This window comes from Edaphobacillus lindanitolerans (assembly GCF_900156305.1).
Classification (GTDB): domain Bacteria; phylum Bacillota; class Bacilli; order Bacillales_A; family Planococcaceae; genus Bhargavaea; species Bhargavaea lindanitolerans.
Genome location: NZ_FTPL01000002.1, coordinates 117,421 through 133,700, shown reverse-complemented (window position 1 = coordinate 133,700; position 16,280 = coordinate 117,421). Strand labels below are relative to the sequence as shown.

Genomic DNA, 16,280 nt, shown 5'->3' with positions numbered 1-16,280 from the left:
GCCAGTGCAACGGGGTGTTTTCACTCTTTGATCATCGTATCGAGGGTCATGCGGTTCAGGGCGGACATCTGCTCGGAGTTGGCGCCGACCCCGAGCGCCGTGTAATGATCGACCCTCAGCTCGTCGCTGTACAGGTACACACGGTGGCCCGCCCGGACACCTTCATCCGCCCGAACGAGCAGATGGCTCATCATGAGTGCGGCGATCGGGTACCGCTTTCCGTTGATCAGCACATCATGCCGGGCACGCGTCCTCAGCAGACCGTCCCCGTACCCGATGTCACAGACCGCCAGTGTACAGTCCTCATCCGCGGTGAAGGCGGCCGAGTACCCGGACGATTCGCCCTTCCTGAGACGGATCGTCTGGATCACTTCCGCACGGAGGGTCAGGATGTTCGGAACGGCCGATTCACCGAGCTCCGGGTACGGACGCGCCCCGTACAGGAGGATGCCCGGCCGGATATGGCTGTGGCCCGGCAGCAGGCCGTCCCGCATGTAGGACGCGCTGTTCTGTGCGTGGATGAACGGAATGTTCCGGAGATGGCCGGACAGCCGTCCGAGCACTCCGAGCCATGCTTCCTTTTCCTGATGGTACTCATTTAGGCCGAACTCGTCGGCAAACGCAAAATGAGTCCAGATGCCCGTCACCTGCACAATCCCCTCGTGCAGCACCTTCTCCATTTCGTCCGCGTCGGTAAAGCCGGACCGGCGGAGCAGATTCCGGTATTCCAGGTGGAGCCCGATGCCGCCGAGGAGCTGTTTGTACCGTTCGTAAAATGGCAGGGACGGGAGCGTCATGTCAATCCGGTTTTCTCGGAGGACGTCAAATTCGGTCACCGGGTTCATGAGGAAGACCGAACAGTGCTCATCCAGCTCCCGGAGTGCGACCGCTTCCCGGAGGCTCGTCGTCGCGAACGCACGGATCCCCGCTTCCCGGAACGTCCGCCATGCAAGCGGCAGCCCGGTGTTGTATGCATCATTTTTGACGACGGCCATGACCGCCGCGTCGCGGTTGACGATGCCTGCCTGCCTGGCCATGCGGCCGCGGTCGATCTCCAGCACCGCCGGCATCAGAGAGACCCTCCCTGCATCAGCGCCTGTTCGAAAAACCGGACGCCGCCGGCCAGCGCTTCTTCCCGGAAATTCAGGTGAGGCGTATGAAGCGCAGCCGTATGGCCGAGGCCTTCATTTCGCACGCCGAGGAAAGCGAAGTGTACCGGGGCAACTTCGCTGTAGAACGAGAAATCCTCGCCGAACAGATACGGCTTTTCTTTCAGCAGGAATTTCAGTCCTGCGGCATCCGCCGCCCGTTCCGAAAGGGGGAGAAGGGAAGGGGAATTGATCACAGGGGGATACCCCTCGGCGACGTCCAGCTCCGTCTCCGCCCCGAAGAGAAGGTCCGCGCTTTCGGCAAGTTTCCGCATCGACCCGGTGACCCGTTCCAGATCCCCGGCGGAATAAGTCCGGATCGTCCCTTCCAAGTATGCGGAGGAAGCGACCGTGTTGATCGCCTCTCCGGCCCGCATGCTGCCGATATGGACGATATTCCGGTTCAGTCCGTCCAGATGATATTGCTGGATCCGCTCGATCCCGGACGCCACATGCAGAAGCGCGCCGAGCGCGGAGGCCCCGTTTTGCTTGTCAGCCACATGTGCAGAGCGGCCATTCACCCGGATCCGGTATTCGGTCGCGCTCGCCGTCAATTCACCGCTCCTCGTCAGCAGCAGCCCTTCTTCTTCGTCCGGCATGACGTGGAGGCCGAACACGGCGTCCGGCCTGTGTGCGTCAAACACACCCGAACGCACGAGCCGTGCGGCACCGCCGCCCGATTCCTCGGACGGCTGGAAGACAAGAAGAATGTTGCAGGGGAGCCGGCCCTCCTTTTTCAGTTCCATGCAGCGCTCGGCGAACGCGAGGAGGATCGCCGTGTGTCCGTCATGCCCGCATGCGTGCATCCACCCGGGGTGTTCCGACCGGAAGGGGAGGCCGGTCTCCTCTTCGATCGGCAGCCCGTCAATATCCGCACGGAAGGCGAGCGTCCGTCCGGCACCGTCCCCTCCGATCCATGCGACGGTCGCCGTTTCCATCGGTTTTTCATAAGCGAGCCCGAGCCCATCCAGGACTTCCCGGATGTACCGTGCCGTCTTGAATTCCTCGAATCCGGCTTCCGGAATGCGGTGAAGCGTCCGTCTGTGGCGGGTCAGCCGTTCAGTCAAATCCATCGTGCTCACCTCCAAATATGTAAAGAGGGAAGGGCGGACCCTTCCCTCCGGTCGATCAAATCAAATCAGTCGTTCAGCTTCCGGAGGGCGTCGACAATGCCGACCTTGCCCGACTGGACATCCGCCGCCTGCTTGATCACCCGGGCGGGAACACCCGCGACGACCGCACCGGCCGGCACATGATCGGTGACGATGCTGCCGGCCGCGATCACGGCCCCGTTGCCGACCTGCACCCCTTCAAGGAGGACCGCATTGGCACCGATGAGGACGTTGTCGCCGACGGTCACCGGTGTGGCACTTGCAGGTTCGATGACACCCGCCAGCACGGCACCGGCACCGACGTGCACATTCCGTCCGGTGATCGCGCGGCCGCCGAGGACGGCATTCATATCGACCATCGTCCCTTCGCCGACGACTGCACCGATGTTGATGACCGCGCCCATCATGATCACGGCGCTGTCCCCGATGACGGCATGCTCCCGGATGTAGGCGCCCGGCTCGATCCGCGCATTGACGTTTGTCGCATCCAGCAGGGGCACCGCGCTGTTCCTGCGGTCCTGCTCCACGACGATATCTTCGAACCGGTCCCGGTTGGCCGCCTCAAACGGTGCCCATTCGGCGTGGTCGGCGAAAATGGTATAGGAGCCGTCACTTCCGAATACATGGAAGCTGTCCGGGAATTCGTCCCGTCCAAGTTGCGTGTTCACATATATTTTGAGCGGTGTCGTCTTTTTTGCATTGCTGATAAAAGAAATGATCTCTTCTGCAGTGAATTCGTTCATCGTCAGTCAACCCCCAGATTATCGTAAGTATAAAAACCGTTGTCCTTATGGATCAGCCGTTCGGCCACGTCCAGTGCGCCGGATGCGAATATGTCCTTTGACTGGGCATGGTGGGCGATCGTAATGGTTTCCTCATGGCCGGCAAACAGCACTTCATGCTCTCCGGAGATCGTTCCTCCCCGCAGCGAATGGATGCCGATCTCCTCATCCGTCCGGCGGCCTTCGGAATGGTGGCGGTCCGTGACGGGATGGACGCCCGGACGGACGGAGGCGATCGCGTCGTAGAGCTTGATGAGCGTCCCGCTCGGGGCGTCCACCTTTTTCCGGTGATGGCGCTCGGTTAGCTCGATGTCAAACGAAGGGAGGAGGGAAGCCGCAAATTTCACGATTTCCGTCAGCATATGGACGCCGGCACTCATGTTGGCACTGAAGAAAATGGGCTGTCCGGCCGCTTTCTCCTTCATCAGTTCCAGCAGCGTTTCCTTTTCACCGGTGGTCGCGATGACGAGCGGGAGCCCGGTGCCGGCCTGAAGCAGGGCGGCCGACAGGGCAGGGTGGGAGAAGTCAATAACCGCATCGGCATCGGGCAGCCGTTCATCGGGCCGGTAAACCGGATGTCCGTCCGCACGGCTTCCTCGCAGGAGCAGGACACCCGCAATCTCATGGCCGCGTTCCGTGGCAAGTGCGGCGACGCGGCGGTTCATCGCCCCGTATCCGCAGAGCAGCAGTTTCATCGTCAAACCTCCATCCGGATGGATTCAAACTGGCGGATGAGGCGCCCCCGGCCGTCCGCATCAAGCGGCAGCAGCGGCAGGCGGACCTCATAGTTGCCGAAGCCGAGATGCGATGTCAGCACCTTGATCGGAATCGGATTCACGTCGACCGACAGCGCCGCGATGAGCGGGGTGAGCCGGTAGTGGATCTCCTGGGCCCGTGACAGGTCGGTCCGGGCCTGTTCGAACATCTCCTGGAATTCATCCGGCACGATATTGGCGACGACCGAAATGACGCCGTTCCCGCCGAGCGAAAGGAAGGGGAGTGCCGTGTCGTCATTCCCGCTGTAGACGGCAAAAGACGGGTCCGTGATGAGCCGGACGCGGGACATGTAGTTCAGGTCGCCGGTCGCGTCTTTCAGCCCGACGATCATCGGGTGGCGGCTGAGCTCAAGGACCGTTTCCGGCTCGATCGTCATGCCCGTGCGGGAAGGGACATTGTAAAGGAGTGCCGGAATCCCGGCCGCCTCGACGATGGCTTCGAAATGCCGGATCAGGCCGCGTTGGCTCGTTTTGTTGTAGTAGGGGGTGATGAGCATGATGCCGTCCGCGCCGAGTTCCTTCGCTTCACGTGACGATTCGATCGATTCGAGCGTTGAATTCGAGCCGGTTCCCGCGATGACCGGCACCCGTCCGGCCGAGGTTTCCACGGCGATCTCCAGCAGGCGGCGCCGTTCAGCCGGAGTCAGCGTCGATCCTTCTCCGGTCGTTCCGTTGATGACAAGCGCCTGGATCCGGTTGTGGATCAGGTACTCCAGATGCAGCCGGTAATTGACGTAATCCACCTCCTGGCCGTTGAACGGCGTGGTGACGGCTGCTGCGATTCCTGTGAACAAATGACTCATCGTTCCATCCCTCTTTCTATCCATAGTGTATTCCGGTTTCCCGGTTTCCGGTACGAACGCCCGGACAATGGATGAAATGTCCCATGCTTCGCGGCAAATAAAAAACAAGCCGGAATCAGAGTTCGAATCCGGCTTGTGGGGTTGCGCGATGCACGACCTGGAAGGTCACAAGTGGAAGCACTCCATTATCACGAAGAATAATGACAGCCTGCATGCTGTTCACATACAGTCCAACGGAAGACGGCCTGAGAACCGGCCTCCGTTTCGGCAAATCTCCCTTTCGCCCGCGGCCGGTTCTCAGCCGTTGCCGCGGGGTACTGATGATCTTTGCACCTCATCCATTGCTATTCAATTTTGAATCTTGCAGACAACACTACAACATCAAAACGGGGTTGTAAAGGGTTTTGTTATGTTTTTTTAAAATAGTTTCGTAAAACCGGCAATTCACCGGGATCCCCATTGACAGGAACATGAGTGCGTCTTACGATACACCGGTAGTGAGTGTGGCAGCCGATGCAGGCCGGCTGGGTCCGGACGCACAGATCATAAACGGAGGGCATATATGGATGAAAGAATAGCGATAACGGACGATTATTTCAATACAAAGGACATTGCCAAACGAAATGCCCTATTGAAGCAATCGATCCTCGACTTGCCGGAGGACGGGAAGGAATTTTTCCTGAAGGCCTATAAAAAAGAACGATATTTGGATATGCGGCTTACGGCCATCAGAGGATATGCTGCCTTTGCAAGCGAAGAAGAAGTTGCCGCTTTAATGAAAAAGATGCTGGAGATCTTAAAAAAACGTCCCGATCGCACTCCTTATAATTATGAGGAATATGAAATCATGCGCTCGGCATTTTTGATGCCCTATCTATTGGAAAAATACCCTTATGATTGTTTCAAAAGGTTTCATGAACAGTTGGAGGAACAATATGAGGCCATGCCCGATGCATTCAAAGGGATTTTCACCTGCAATGAGAAAGGAGAACATATCCAGTTGCTGCCACCGGCAACAGCGCGGAAGCGGATTGAAGATTTCCGGCGTGGATGATCTGCTTTCCGCATTAGACAAAGGGATAGGGGGCAAGGGGCTTTATAAAGGGATAACCGGCCACAAATCACGAAGCAACGAGTTGTCATTGGAAGGCAGTGTCCATACCACGGCAGATAGATCGATGCAGCCCCCTGATTTCAAGAATCAGGGGGCTGCATGTTCTCAATGATCAATAGGCCATAAAAACGGCTCCATCTCAACGGTGACGGCGCTGAAGTACGGGAACCGGTTCCTAACAGGTCCAGCAGACACCCGAAAAAGCATCCGGGTACTTCTGACAGCATTTTACTGATGAAGCGGCCGTGAGGCGACGGATTCAAAGCTGACGGAAGACGCATCTCATCAACATGGGACAGAACGGCTTGTCAGTGAGATGGCGGATCGATAGATCATGAGATGATCCAGTAGACCTGTGAGACGGACAGAACCGGTTTAAGGAAACGGAAAGGAACTGCGTGTCGATGCCTGTAAGGATGATACTACAGCATGGTTTGAACAAAGACGCATCTGAACGGCCAGGCCCGGAAAAACACGTTTCATCTCACTGTTTCAAGTATACTTATCAATGATATACAACTTCCGAAAATAGAAATTATGTAAACTAAAAGAGAAAGCAGTCAAGAGAGGTCCTGATCGGTATCCCCCCATCAGAATGATGCACTTCGCACTCTACTCCTCATTATATCATTAAGCTTCAGCATTACGCTCCGGCTTCTGTTGTTGCAGGATCTCCTTCTCCATCTTCCTGCCGGACTTAACCACATTTCCTTGCTGATGAAACTTGATACGACCGATCGGCAGCATATCCGATAACCAGGTTTTGTTTTATCGGTCCTCAGCCGAAGTTTAGCATTTGGCCATGATAATGAACCATGCTTATTAAGAACTCGTCGACCCGTTCAATCATGGCTCCATATCCACTTACAGCGACCAACCGCTGCCGGCAATTAGAAGCTGTTTCTTTTGACTGGATCACCTGTCACAATAAACGAACCGGCCGTGCTGACCGTCTCAAATCACTTTTTAAGACCATCACTTGCAAACTGCACGGTTGAAGGTTGCAACATGCATACTCGATGGTTGCGTACTGCAAGTTCGATACTTGCAAAACGAAAATTGTTCGAATTTTCCCTGTCATTCTCATAGTTCAACTACTATACTTGATAAATGCAATCATCTGTCAAAAAGAATAGTTGCTGGCTGCAACTAGGAATTTTAAGCTTCTTTGCTCATGTTTTTATAGAGCTGCTGAAGGGACCGGATGATGATCTCCTTTTCGAAATCACCCATATCAGACAGCGACCGCCCCAGCTGTATCATGATCTCTTCGTCTATCTGTGATACAGCCGATTCACCGAGTTCGGTAAGGGAAAGAATCTGGATGCGCCGGTCTCCGGGATACGGTTTCCTTGATACATGGCCGGATGTGACGAGTGATTGGATCTGTCTTGAAAAGGTTGTGATGTCCATGCCGACCCCTCTGGCCGTTTCCTGCATGGACGGTTCACTGAGGCTCTGGATTTCGTGCATGATGGTGCTCTGCTGGACAGATACTTCCTTGCAGGCTTCCTTATGGATCTTGTTCAGTTCGCCGCTCAATGTGTGGAACATCTTCAGCAATGGATCCACTTGCCGTCCCCTCCCCTTCGGTTGCCTTTAATTGATTGTACATTCAAAAAAAGAAAAGCGCATCCGTCAAACCGGATGCGCTCTCTTTCAGCCGTATTGAATCTGGTCTTCGTCATGGGCGTCCGTGCCGCCGGGAATGTGGGCAGTCGTCCTGAGCATGAGCGATGACTGCTCCGTGTCGACTTCCCAGCGTTCATCCGGAACGATCTCAAACGGGATCATCCTCGTTCCCTTTGACCGTACATCCCCTACAAGTTCGATGGATTGCTTGGTGAGCGTTCTGCCGTCCGCATCGGAAAGACGCTCCGCGCTGTGGGCGAGCGGCCTGATTAGCACTTCCAGCGTAATGTGGTCGATCACCTCATCCGCGTCACCGCCATCGATGTAGATGGTGCCGTTCAGGGTCTCCCCTTCTTCCATCATCTGATTATCGACGACCGTGTCCACCACGAGGGCACCGATTTCGATCTTTGATAAAAAGGATTTCATCGTCTCACTCACTCTTTCCCTGTCTCATCCGGCCATTGAATACTCCCCGAGTAACGCAGGTCCGGATCGTCTTCATGTTCATCGTAACGCTTTTTGAACAGCTTGAACAGATGTGTCATGACGACCTTCAACAGCGCATAACCCGGAATCCCAAGGATGACGCCCGGCAAACCGAACAGAGAGCCGGAGGTCAGCAGGACGAAAATGATTGTGATCGGATGGATATGCATTGTTTTACCCATGATCTGCGGCGAGATAAACTTCGACTCGATCAGCTGCACGGCCGTCCAGACGACCGCCAGCTTCAAAATCATGAACGGCGACGTGACGAGCGCGATGATGAGTGCGGGCGTGATGGCGATCACCGGCCCGAGATACGGGACGACGCTCGTCACTGCGGCAAGTGCGCCGAGCACGAGTGCATACTTCATCCCGATGATCAGGAAACCGATGGACACCATGATGCCGATGCACAAAGACACGAGCACTTGTCCAAGGATGTAGGCGCTGAGCTGCCGATCTGCGTCCGTGATGATCTCGATGGCATCTCCCCGCATGCGCGGCGGTAGAAGGCCCACGGTGAAGCGGGGCAGCTTCTCGCCGTCCTTCAGCAGGTAAAAGAGGATGAACGGCACGGTGACGATCGACAGGACAATGCCGGTGAGCGTCGAGATGAAGTTCGTGATGCCCGAGGCGATTCCTCCGGCCGTTTCCTGGAAGAATCCCGAGAGGTCTTCAAGGTACGAATCGGTCAGATTCGCAAGACTGAAGTCCAGGCCGCTGAGATAGCCTGCAAACATCGATGTGCTCAAGTACCGGTCGATATTGATCATCAGGGTCCGGAAGTACTCCGGAAAATCCTTGATCAGGTTATGGAACTGCTCTTTCAAAAACGGGAAGATCAGCAGGATTCCAAGCGTGATCAGCCCGAGTCCCCCGACGTAGAGGATCACAATCCCCCAGATCCTCGGAATCCGTGCCCGTTCGAGCAAACGGAGCACCGGCCGCAGCAGATAAAACAGGATCGTTGCCAGGATGACCGGCAGGACGACATTCTGCAGCAGGACCCGGACCGGCGTGAAAATGAACGACACGTGGTCGTAGACGAGGATGATCAGTCCGGCAAGCAGGATTGCGGCCAGCACGAACATCGTGGCGCGCCCTCCAAGAAACCGGACGATCTTTGGTTTGTCCCTATTCTGTTGTCCACCCATCGGTATGCCCCTTTATCTCTTTTTCAGTCTGCGAAGGCCGACGCGCCGGTCTCCGTCAGGGGAAGATCGAGGAACTTCCCGAGTGCTTCCCTGTTCGCGGCCTTGTCGATCTCCATGACCGATCCGGCGTGGGGATAAGTTGCGAACGAATAGGTCCCTTTCGCAGGGATGGTCATGCGTTCGATGTCCACGCCCCCCGATACGATCGCCCGGATCACTTTCTGGAGTCCGTCGGTGCCGCCGATATCCGTTTCCACGTATCCTGTAGCCGCTCCGGCGAGTTTCGGCAGCCTAGGCAATGTCTTCAGGGAAACGACCTTATCCTTCACTGCCCCGATGACTTCCTGCTGGCGGGCCACCCTGCCGAAGTCCCCTTCTTTGTCCGCACGGAAGCGGGCATAGCCGAGGAGTTCCTTGCCGTTCAAATCATGGACGCCCGGATTGAGCGTCACGCCGATCTTCTCGGACATCTCTTTTTTGACGTTGATCGTCACGCCGTCCGGTGCCGCGATGTCGATCAGTTTCTCGAAATTATCGAAGTCCGTGACCGCATAATGGTGGATCGGCACGCCGAACATTCCCGAGATGGTATCTTTCGCGAGCTGCACCCCGCCGAGGTAGTAGGCGGTGTTCAGCTTATAAGACTTGTAGCCGGGGATGTCCGCGTAAATGTCCCGCATGAACGAGACGAGCTTCACTTTTCCGGTTTCCCGGTTCCATGAGGCGAGGAGCATCGTATCGGACCTTGAGCGGCCGGATCCGTCGTCATCCACGCCGAGCAGCAGGTAGTTCTCGATATACGGCTGCCTCGCATCTGCCGGGTCTCCGCTGAAATTGCCCGAGTCCGGCTTGCTGCCCACGGCAAGTTCCTTGCCCTGATTATACTGCCAGACCGAGTACAGGCCGGCTGCGATGAATCCGACAAACAGCAATGCGAACAGGACCCTGAACGGACGCAGCCTCCTTCTTTTCTTGCGACGAGCCCGTGTATGTGGCTGTTCCATAATGATTCCTCCAAACTGATATTCGCTCATAGGACGCACTGCACGCCCCCGGGTTGCACCATCTTGCCCCTGGCCGGACCCGCATGCTACAATCACCGCATGAAAGAAAGAGAAGGTGACGGAGAGATGGCGGAGAACAACACGGAAAAAGCGGTGTTCGCAGGAGGCTGTTTTTGGTGCATGGTGAAGCCGTTCAAAGAATGGGACGGCATCGAGGACGTTGTGTCAGGCTATACCGGCGGATCGTTGGAAAACCCGACGTATGAAGATGTAAAGCGTGGCGGCAGCGGCCATTATGAAGCGGTGGAGATTGAGTTCGATCCCGCCGTGTTCCCCTATGAAAAGCTGTTGGACGTATACTGGCAGCAGATCGATCCGACCGATGACGGCGGCCAGTTCCATGACCGGGGGGTTTCCTACCGGACAGCGATTTTCTGGACGACGGACGGTCAGCGTGAAAAGGCGCTCCGTTCCAAGGAAATACTCGCACAGAGCGGGCGCTTCGACAAGCCGATCGTGACGGAAATCCTGCCGGCATCGGTCTTTTATCCTGCCGAGGACTATCACCAGGACTATTATCTCAAAGAACCCGGCCACTATGAACAGGATCGGGCAAAATCGGGCCGGGATGAATTCATCGACGGTCACTGGAAAGCATGACGGCATCCGCCCCGGCGGATGTTTTTCATATCCGGGGGGACTGTGCACGGCGGATTCCTCGCACTTCCCCGGACTTGCGCCCCTTGCCCAATGCAGGTAAAATATAGCAGGAAGGGGCGTTTTACATGAAGTTGATGCAGTGGGCCTACACCCGCAAGTATCAGGTGAAGGCCGTTTTTGATGACTTTCCCGAAACCGTCTTCCTGTTCAGAAGGATCGGGGAGTATTACTTCCTTTTTTCCTCAAGGGGCGGCGAATACGGCCGGCTGCCGGAGCGGCATGACTACGCGGTGATGGAGGAACTCGTCAACGGCGAGCTCGGTACGCTTCATCAGTACCGGAACCGCCGCAGCGCCAGAAGCCTCGGTGTTTCATGATCCGCCCGCTTGAGCTTGTCGTTTTTCCGCGTCCCCGCCGTGTTTCGGTCCGGGGGCGCTTTATGGTATAATCGGAGCATTGTGTACAAGGAGGAGAACTCATGATCCAAGTCAGCAACGTCAGTCTTCGCTTCGGAGACCGCAAGCTTTTCGAAGACGTCAACATAAAATTCACGCCGGGCAACTGCTACGGCCTGATCGGTGCGAACGGTGCCGGCAAATCGACCTTCCTCAAGGTCCTCTCCGGAGAGATCGATCCCCAGACGGGCAATGTCTCAATGGGACCGGACGAGCGTCTGGCCGTCCTGAAGCAGAACCACTTTGAACATGAAGAAAATGAAGTTCTGGAAACCGTCATCATGGGCCACAAGCGCCTGTTTGAGGTGATGAACGAAAAGAACGCCATTTATATGAAGGAAGACTTCTCCGACGAGGACGGCATGCGCGCCGCTGAACTGGAAGGAGAATTCGCGGAGATGAACGGCTGGGAAGCGGAGACCGATGCATCGATCCTGCTCCAGGGTCTCGGCGTGCCTGAATCGATGCACCATACGAAGATGAAGGAGCTCACCGGATCCGACAAGGTGAAGGTCCTTCTTGCGCAGGCGCTCTTCGGCAAGCCGGATGTCCTTCTTCTTGACGAGCCGACCAACCACCTCGACCTGAAGGCGATCCGCTGGCTGGAAGAGTTCCTCATCAACTTCGAGAACACCGTCATCGTCGTGTCCCACGACCGCCACTTCCTGAACAAAGTGTGCACTCATATTGCGGACCTCGATTTCAGCAAGATCCAGCTGTATGTCGGGAACTACGATTTCTGGTATGAGTCGAGCCAGCTTGCCGCCAAGATGGCGTCCGAGCAGAACAAGAAGAAAGAAGAAAAAATCAAGGAACTTCAGGCATTCATCGCCCGTTTCAGCGCGAATGCCTCCAAGTCCAAGCAGGCGACTTCCCGGAAGAAGATGCTCGATAAGATCGAGCTGGATGACATCCGACCTTCTTCCCGCCGCTACCCGTACGTCAATTTCCAGATCGGCCGGGAAATCGGCAATGACGTACTCCAGGTGAAAGACCTGACGATCAAGGACGAAGGCCACACGTTTGCAGAAGGTATCAACTTCACGATGAACAAGGATGACAAGATCATCCTCCTCGGCAATCCGCTTGCCAAGTCGGCGCTTCTCGACGTCCTTTCCGGAGAGAAAGAACCGGCTGCGGGCTCCTACAAGTGGGGCGTCACGACCACTCAGGCCTATTTCCCGCAGGACAACGCCGAGTATTTCTCCGGGAGCGAGCCGACACTCGTCGACTGGCTCCGCCAGTACTCCCCTGAGGACCAGACCGAGACATTCCTTCGCGGTTTCCTCGGCCGGATGCTCTTCTCGGGCGAAGAAGTGAAGAAAAAGCCGTCCGTCCTGTCCGGAGGCGAAAAAGTCCGCTGCATGCTTTCGAGAATGATGCTGACGAATGCGAACGTCCTCCTTCTCGATGAGCCGACGAACCACCTGGACCTCGAATCGATCCAGGCGCTGAACAACGGGCTCATCTCGTTCAAGGGCGCGATGATCTTCACATCCCATGACCACCAGTTCATCCAGACGATCGCCAACCGCGTCATCGAAATCCTGGATGACGGCACGATCCTCGACAAGCAGCTCAGCTATGATGAATACTTGGAATGGCGGGACGCGCAAAGCGTGGCCAACTAATCAGCACATCCAAAAAGGGAGGCGGTCATCCGCCTCCCTTTTACTTTTTCTTTAAATACCGTCTGGCCAGTACACCGGCCGGCAGCCTGCTGATGAGCCTGCCGCCCTTCGAGCTGATCTTCTCGAGCGTGTTCAGCAGCCGGGTGCTGCCCGTCCAGTGCTCCTGCAGCACGTCCTCCCCCGCACTCCCGATGAGTGTCGTGACGATGAATGACGCGACCGCCACATCATCGAGATAGCCTCCGGGGCCGAGGAGCCCTTCCGGCAGCAGATCGATCGGACTGATGAAATACAGAATGCCGCTCGCGATGAGCAGCTTGCTCTTGCGGTCGATCCGCCCGTCCCCCATCGATTTCATGAGCAGATGGAACAGATCCGGTGCAAACAGGACGACATCTGCAATCCTTCCCCGCTTCCCCGGCTTCTGACCGAGCCAGCGGGCGACCTTGGTGCGGAGCTGCTCGTAAAAACCCTGCTGCTCGCCCGGCGGCGGCAGCGGCTGTCTGAGTTCCTGATCCACTCGCAACACTTCCCTTCTAACGTGTGTTTACCGGATTGGGCGGATTTTGAAACATCCATCCCGCCGGCCGGGAAATTGCGGCGGAAACCGATTGCGCGCTTTTTAGATAAACATGGAAAAAAGGAGCATCCGGACGGACCGGATGCTCCTTCAGATTGTCGGCTATTACAGTTTGACGACGTTTGCAGCCTGTGGTCCGCGGTTGCCTTCGACAACTTCGAACTCGACCTGCTGGCCCTCGTCAAGCGTCTTGAAGCCTTCGCCCTGGATTGCGGAGAAGTGGACGAATACGTCGTCTTCGCCGTCGACTTCGATGAAGCCGAATCCTTTTTCAGCATTGAACCATTTGACCGTACCTTGTTTCATGATAATACCCCCAGATAAAAAGTAAAAATTAATATGGAACCTTTTTGTTGAAACAAAAAAATTCACATATTATAAAAAGTACCGCAAAGACCCCGATCACTTTTTATAATATGTGAATCCGCGTTTGGTCCGTCTGTTCAGTTAATGACAAGTATAGCATCTTCCAATCGGTTGTCAAACGATTTTGCAGAACATTTTTCATTTTCTCGAAATCGGCGCCGGCTTGCCGTCAATCATGGTCAGGATGCCATGGTAGATCTGCAGATCCTCCGCACAATCTTCGCAAAAGCAGATCTCCTTGTCCGACCAGAACGCCCAGAATTTCTGCTCCCTGGATGCCTCGTTCCGGTGCTCCTGTCTGAAGTCCTTCAGAATTTTGTCCAGCTGTCCGGCGGCATGGTCCGGTGATTCGTACGTCCATCGTTCCACGATTTCCTGCTCCCATCCGTTAAACAGCCACCACGGTTCATAATCTGCCTTCATGTAGATGATTTCATACATTGTGCTCAACCTCTTTTGTCTGATGATCTATGCCACCCATTCTAGCAGATTTCCCCTGACGATCCACGAACGTTGCTCACAATACCGTGCGGTTCGGATGCCGCCTGGCCGGGTATGCGATATAATGGAGCCATGAACGGCGGGAGAAGGGATCAGATGAAACTTTTCCCCTGTCCGGAACGTAACAAATGGTAAGATTTCGACAGGAGGTCCGGCCAAATGAATAACTTTCAGCAGTTCCTGACGAGGCAGGCGATCATGCTGCCGGTCAGTTTCGGGTCATGGCTCTACTTTCTCCTCGGAGCTGGCATGACATTTATACCGGCCACCGGACTGCTCATCGCCATCTACCTGGCAGGCGACTTCTCGATCCGCCAGGTACAGACCACGTCCGAGGTGAAGCGCCTGGGAATGACCCGTTCCGAATATAAGCATATCGAGCACCAGTTAAGCGAGGCGAAGTCAAAGCTCAGGCAGCTGAATGCCCACTACGGGAACATCCGTTCCGTCCAGGCTTTCCGCCAGCTGAATGAGCTGAATAAGCTGTCCAAGCGGATCATCGGCATTGTCGGGCAGAACCCCAAAAAGTTCTACAATGTCGAGAAGTTTTTCTACGCCCATCTTGATTCTGCCGTCGAGCTTTCCTCGAAGTATGCCCTTCTCGCCAACCAGCCGGCGAAGGACCCGGAAATGCAGGCGACTCTGCAGCAGACGCGGGAAACCCTCACCGACCTGAACGAGGAGATCCGGAAAGATGTCAAGCGGGCACTCACCACCGATCTTGAAACCCTGAAATTCGAGCTGGACTATGCAGATGTCCTGACCGGCAAAGAAAGAAAACAATTGAACACGGCAGAAACCAAATCGCTGCCACTCGAAGGAGATGACCCTGATGACCGAAAATCGACCGGCTCATGAACCCTTGAATACGACAACCATGGATGACCTGCTCGACAATCCGTTCGACCTGAAACCGGAAGCCGCCCTTCTGCCGGAGGAAATGCAGACCCGGGAGCCCGCCAAACCCGGCCTGAAGCTGATGGACCGGCTGAGCGACGAAGAACAGACGAAGGCACGGGAGCTGGCCAAGCAGATCCCTGCCGGTGACTATGAGGCCATTCTCACATATGGTGCAAACGCACAGAACCAGCTGTCCACGTTTTCCCATAAGATGCTCGATCACGTCCAGTCGAAGGACATCGGACCGGTCGGCGACATCCTGAGCGACCTGATGGGCAAGCTGAACGAGATCGATCCCGAAGACCTCAGCGTCGAGAAGAAAAGCGGTTTGAAGAAGCTGTTCGGACGCGTCCAGCGCTCCGTCCAGGAACTGATGACAAAATACCAGAAGCTGAGCACGCAGATCGACCGGATCGGCGTTCAGCTTGAACATTCCAAGCGCGGACTCATCGAAGACGTCCACATGCTCGACAATCTGTATGAGCAGAACAAAGCGTATTTCCAGGCTCTGAACGTCTACATCGCGGCAGCCGAGCTGAAGCGTGATGAAATCGTCACGGAGATCCTGCCTGCCATGCGGGCAAAAGCGGAAGCCTCCGATGACCAGATGGCGCTCCAGGAAGTGAACGACATGGCCCAGTTCGTGGACCGGCTTGAAAAACGGATCTACGACCTCCAGCTGTCCCGCCAGATCACGATCCAAAGCGCGCCTCAGATCCGGATGATCCAGCAGACGAACCAAACGCTGGCCGAGAAGATCCAGTCGTCGATCATGACATCGATTCCCCTGTGGAAAAACCAGATTGCCATTGCGCTGACGCTCAACCGTCAGCGCCAGGCGGTCGAGTCGCAGAAGCTCGTGACAAAGACGACGAACGACCTCCTTCTCCGGAACTCGGAAATGCTGAAGATGAACTCGATCGAGACGGCCAAAGAGAACGAGCGCGGCATCGTCGAGATCGATACACTGAAGAAAACGCAGGAAAACCTCATTTCCACGATCGAAGAGACACTTGCCATCCAGGCAGACGGGCGTGCCAAGCGCAAGGCTGCGGAAGCAGAAATCGGCCGGATGGAAGAAGAGCTCAAACAGCGCCTGATCGCGGTTGCCGACAAAGCCCAAAACCGTCCTTCGTGACGCCGGTACTGCACGTGCAGTCCGTTATACAGCAA

General features: G+C 55.9%; 18 protein-coding genes and 1 riboswitch. Of the genes, 6 read left to right on the top strand and 12 right to left on the bottom strand.

Annotation, left to right across the window (positions count from 1 at the left end):
* Nucleotides 1-20: 20 nt before the first annotated feature.
* The 5 genes from B0B07_RS06735 to dapA form a co-directional block, all read right to left on the bottom strand.
* Entirely contained in the window at nt 21-1,070 is a 1,050-nt protein-coding gene (locus B0B07_RS06735) for an alanine racemase (RefSeq protein WP_076757646.1), read from the bottom strand.
* Nucleotides 1,070-2,221: a M20 metallopeptidase family protein gene (locus tag B0B07_RS06730; RefSeq protein WP_076757645.1), complete on the bottom strand. Its 1,152-nt coding sequence runs from the start codon at nt 2,219-2,221 to the stop codon at nt 1,070-1,072. Before B0B07_RS06730 ends, B0B07_RS06735 begins: the two co-directional genes overlap by 1 nt.
* Before the next feature lie 65 nt (nt 2,222-2,286).
* Nucleotides 2,287-3,003: a 2,3,4,5-tetrahydropyridine-2,6-dicarboxylate N-acetyltransferase gene (gene dapD, locus B0B07_RS06725; RefSeq protein ID WP_076757644.1), complete on the bottom strand. Its 717-nt coding sequence runs from the start codon at nt 3,001-3,003 to the stop codon at nt 2,287-2,289.
* A gap of 2 nt (nt 3,004-3,005) precedes the next feature.
* Nucleotides 3,006-3,737: a 4-hydroxy-tetrahydrodipicolinate reductase gene (dapB, locus tag B0B07_RS06720; RefSeq protein ID WP_076757643.1), complete on the bottom strand. Its 732-nt coding sequence runs from the start codon at nt 3,735-3,737 to the stop codon at nt 3,006-3,008.
* Nucleotides 3,738-3,739: 2 nt separating this feature from the next.
* Nucleotides 3,740-4,621, bottom strand: a complete 882-nt coding sequence (dapA, locus tag B0B07_RS06715) for a 4-hydroxy-tetrahydrodipicolinate synthase (RefSeq protein WP_076757642.1) — start codon at nt 4,619-4,621, stop codon at nt 3,740-3,742.
* Between the two features lie 167 nt (nt 4,622-4,788).
* A riboswitch (Lysine riboswitch) is annotated at nt 4,789-4,967 on the bottom strand.
* Between the two features lie 216 nt (nt 4,968-5,183).
* Between dapA and B0B07_RS15030 the strand changes: the two genes are divergently transcribed.
* Nucleotides 5,184-5,675 (top strand): hypothetical protein, encoded by a 492-nt coding sequence (locus tag B0B07_RS15030; RefSeq protein WP_084186595.1) that lies wholly within the window; start codon nt 5,184-5,186, stop codon nt 5,673-5,675.
* A 1,218-nt stretch (nt 5,676-6,893) separates the two neighbouring features.
* On the opposite strand, the gene B0B07_RS06705 is transcribed toward B0B07_RS15030, so the two are convergent.
* The 4 genes from B0B07_RS06705 to B0B07_RS06690 form a co-directional block, all read right to left on the bottom strand.
* Entirely contained in the window at nt 6,894-7,307 is a 414-nt protein-coding gene (locus tag B0B07_RS06705) for a MarR family winged helix-turn-helix transcriptional regulator (RefSeq protein WP_076757641.1), read from the bottom strand.
* A gap of 87 nt (nt 7,308-7,394) precedes the next feature.
* Nucleotides 7,395-7,796, bottom strand: coding sequence for a sporulation protein (locus B0B07_RS06700; protein ID WP_076757640.1), 402 nt, complete (start codon nt 7,794-7,796; stop codon nt 7,395-7,397).
* An 8-nt stretch (nt 7,797-7,804) separates the two neighbouring features.
* Nucleotides 7,805-9,010, bottom strand: a complete 1,206-nt coding sequence (locus B0B07_RS06695; protein WP_076757639.1) for an AI-2E family transporter — start codon at nt 9,008-9,010, stop codon at nt 7,805-7,807.
* A gap of 23 nt (nt 9,011-9,033) precedes the next feature.
* Nucleotides 9,034-10,014 carry an LCP family protein gene (locus B0B07_RS06690; protein WP_076757638.1) on the bottom strand — a complete coding sequence of 327 codons (981 nt, stop codon included), beginning with the start codon at nt 10,012-10,014 and terminating at the stop codon, nt 9,034-9,036.
* 126 nt (nt 10,015-10,140) lie between these two features.
* Between B0B07_RS06690 and msrA the strand changes: the two genes are divergently transcribed.
* From msrA to B0B07_RS06675, 3 genes are all read left to right on the top strand, one after another.
* Complete coding sequence (msrA, locus tag B0B07_RS06685) at nt 10,141-10,674, top strand: peptide-methionine (S)-S-oxide reductase MsrA (protein WP_076757637.1); 534 nt, start codon at nt 10,141-10,143, stop codon at nt 10,672-10,674.
* 125 nt (nt 10,675-10,799) lie between these two features.
* Nucleotides 10,800-11,051, top strand: coding sequence for a hypothetical protein (locus B0B07_RS06680; RefSeq protein ID WP_076757636.1), 252 nt, complete (start codon nt 10,800-10,802; stop codon nt 11,049-11,051).
* 101 nt (nt 11,052-11,152) lie between these two features.
* Nucleotides 11,153-12,760, top strand: coding sequence for an ABC-F family ATP-binding cassette domain-containing protein (locus B0B07_RS06675; protein WP_076757635.1), 1,608 nt, complete (start codon nt 11,153-11,155; stop codon nt 12,758-12,760).
* Nucleotides 12,761-12,800: 40 nt separating this feature from the next.
* Here the strand turns inward: B0B07_RS06675 and B0B07_RS06670 are convergent, their stop codons facing one another.
* The 3 genes from B0B07_RS06670 to B0B07_RS06660 form a co-directional block, all read right to left on the bottom strand.
* A complete protein-coding gene (locus B0B07_RS06670; protein WP_084186594.1) occupies nt 12,801-13,280 on the bottom strand; it encodes a YkvA family protein in 480 nt (159 codons plus the stop codon).
* A 165-nt stretch (nt 13,281-13,445) separates the two neighbouring features.
* Entirely contained in the window at nt 13,446-13,646 is a 201-nt protein-coding gene (locus B0B07_RS06665; protein ID WP_076757633.1) for a cold-shock protein, read from the bottom strand.
* Nucleotides 13,647-13,844: 198 nt separating this feature from the next.
* Nucleotides 13,845-14,147 carry a DUF1033 family protein gene (locus B0B07_RS06660; protein WP_076757632.1) on the bottom strand — a complete coding sequence of 101 codons (303 nt, stop codon included), beginning with the start codon at nt 14,145-14,147 and terminating at the stop codon, nt 13,845-13,847.
* 219 nt (nt 14,148-14,366) lie between these two features.
* Here B0B07_RS06660 and B0B07_RS06655 point away from each other — a divergent pair, with 219 nt between their 5' ends.
* Both B0B07_RS06655 and B0B07_RS06650 read left to right on the top strand, forming a co-directional pair.
* A complete protein-coding gene (locus B0B07_RS06655; protein ID WP_076757631.1) occupies nt 14,367-15,065 on the top strand; it encodes a 5-bromo-4-chloroindolyl phosphate hydrolysis family protein in 699 nt (232 codons plus the stop codon).
* Entirely contained in the window at nt 15,040-16,245 is a 1,206-nt protein-coding gene (locus B0B07_RS06650; protein WP_076757630.1) for a toxic anion resistance protein, read from the top strand. Before B0B07_RS06655 ends, B0B07_RS06650 begins: the two co-directional genes overlap by 26 nt.
* Nucleotides 16,246-16,280: the final 35 nt, after the last annotated feature.

Excerpts from the sequence above, each read along its gene's own strand:
- B0B07_RS06735 (WP_076757646.1), bottom strand. The coding sequence starts at position 1,070 with ATGCCGGCGGTGCTGGAGATCGACCGCGGCCGCATGGCCAGGCAGGCA.
- B0B07_RS06730 (WP_076757645.1), bottom strand. The coding sequence starts at position 2,221 with ATGGATTTGACTGAACGGCTGACCCGCCACAGACGGACGCTTCACCGC.
- dapD (WP_076757644.1), bottom strand. The coding sequence starts at position 3,003 with ATGAACGAATTCACTGCAGAAGAGATCATTTCTTTTATCAGCAATGCA.
- dapB (WP_076757643.1), bottom strand. The coding sequence starts at position 3,737 with ATGAAACTGCTGCTCTGCGGATACGGGGCGATGAACCGCCGCGTCGCC.
- dapA (WP_076757642.1), bottom strand. The coding sequence starts at position 4,621 with ATGAGTCATTTGTTCACAGGAATCGCAGCAGCCGTCACCACGCCGTTC.
- B0B07_RS15030 (WP_084186595.1), top strand. The coding sequence starts at position 5,184 with ATGGATGAAAGAATAGCGATAACGGACGATTATTTCAATACAAAGGAC.
- B0B07_RS06700 (WP_076757640.1), bottom strand. The coding sequence starts at position 7,796 with ATGAAATCCTTTTTATCAAAGATCGAAATCGGTGCCCTCGTGGTGGAC.
- B0B07_RS06695 (WP_076757639.1), bottom strand. The coding sequence starts at position 9,010 with ATGGGTGGACAACAGAATAGGGACAAACCAAAGATCGTCCGGTTTCTT.
- B0B07_RS06690 (WP_076757638.1), bottom strand. The coding sequence starts at position 10,014 with ATGGAACAGCCACATACACGGGCTCGTCGCAAGAAAAGAAGGAGGCTG.
- msrA (WP_076757637.1), top strand. The coding sequence starts at position 10,141 with ATGGCGGAGAACAACACGGAAAAAGCGGTGTTCGCAGGAGGCTGTTTT.
- B0B07_RS06680 (WP_076757636.1), top strand. The coding sequence starts at position 10,800 with ATGAAGTTGATGCAGTGGGCCTACACCCGCAAGTATCAGGTGAAGGCC.
- B0B07_RS06675 (WP_076757635.1), top strand. The coding sequence starts at position 11,153 with ATGATCCAAGTCAGCAACGTCAGTCTTCGCTTCGGAGACCGCAAGCTT.
- B0B07_RS06665 (WP_076757633.1), bottom strand. The coding sequence starts at position 13,646 with ATGAAACAAGGTACGGTCAAATGGTTCAATGCTGAAAAAGGATTCGGC.
- B0B07_RS06660 (WP_076757632.1), bottom strand. The coding sequence starts at position 14,147 with ATGTATGAAATCATCTACATGAAGGCAGATTATGAACCGTGGTGGCTG.
- B0B07_RS06655 (WP_076757631.1), top strand. The coding sequence starts at position 14,367 with ATGAATAACTTTCAGCAGTTCCTGACGAGGCAGGCGATCATGCTGCCG.
- B0B07_RS06650 (WP_076757630.1), top strand. The coding sequence starts at position 15,040 with ATGACCGAAAATCGACCGGCTCATGAACCCTTGAATACGACAACCATG.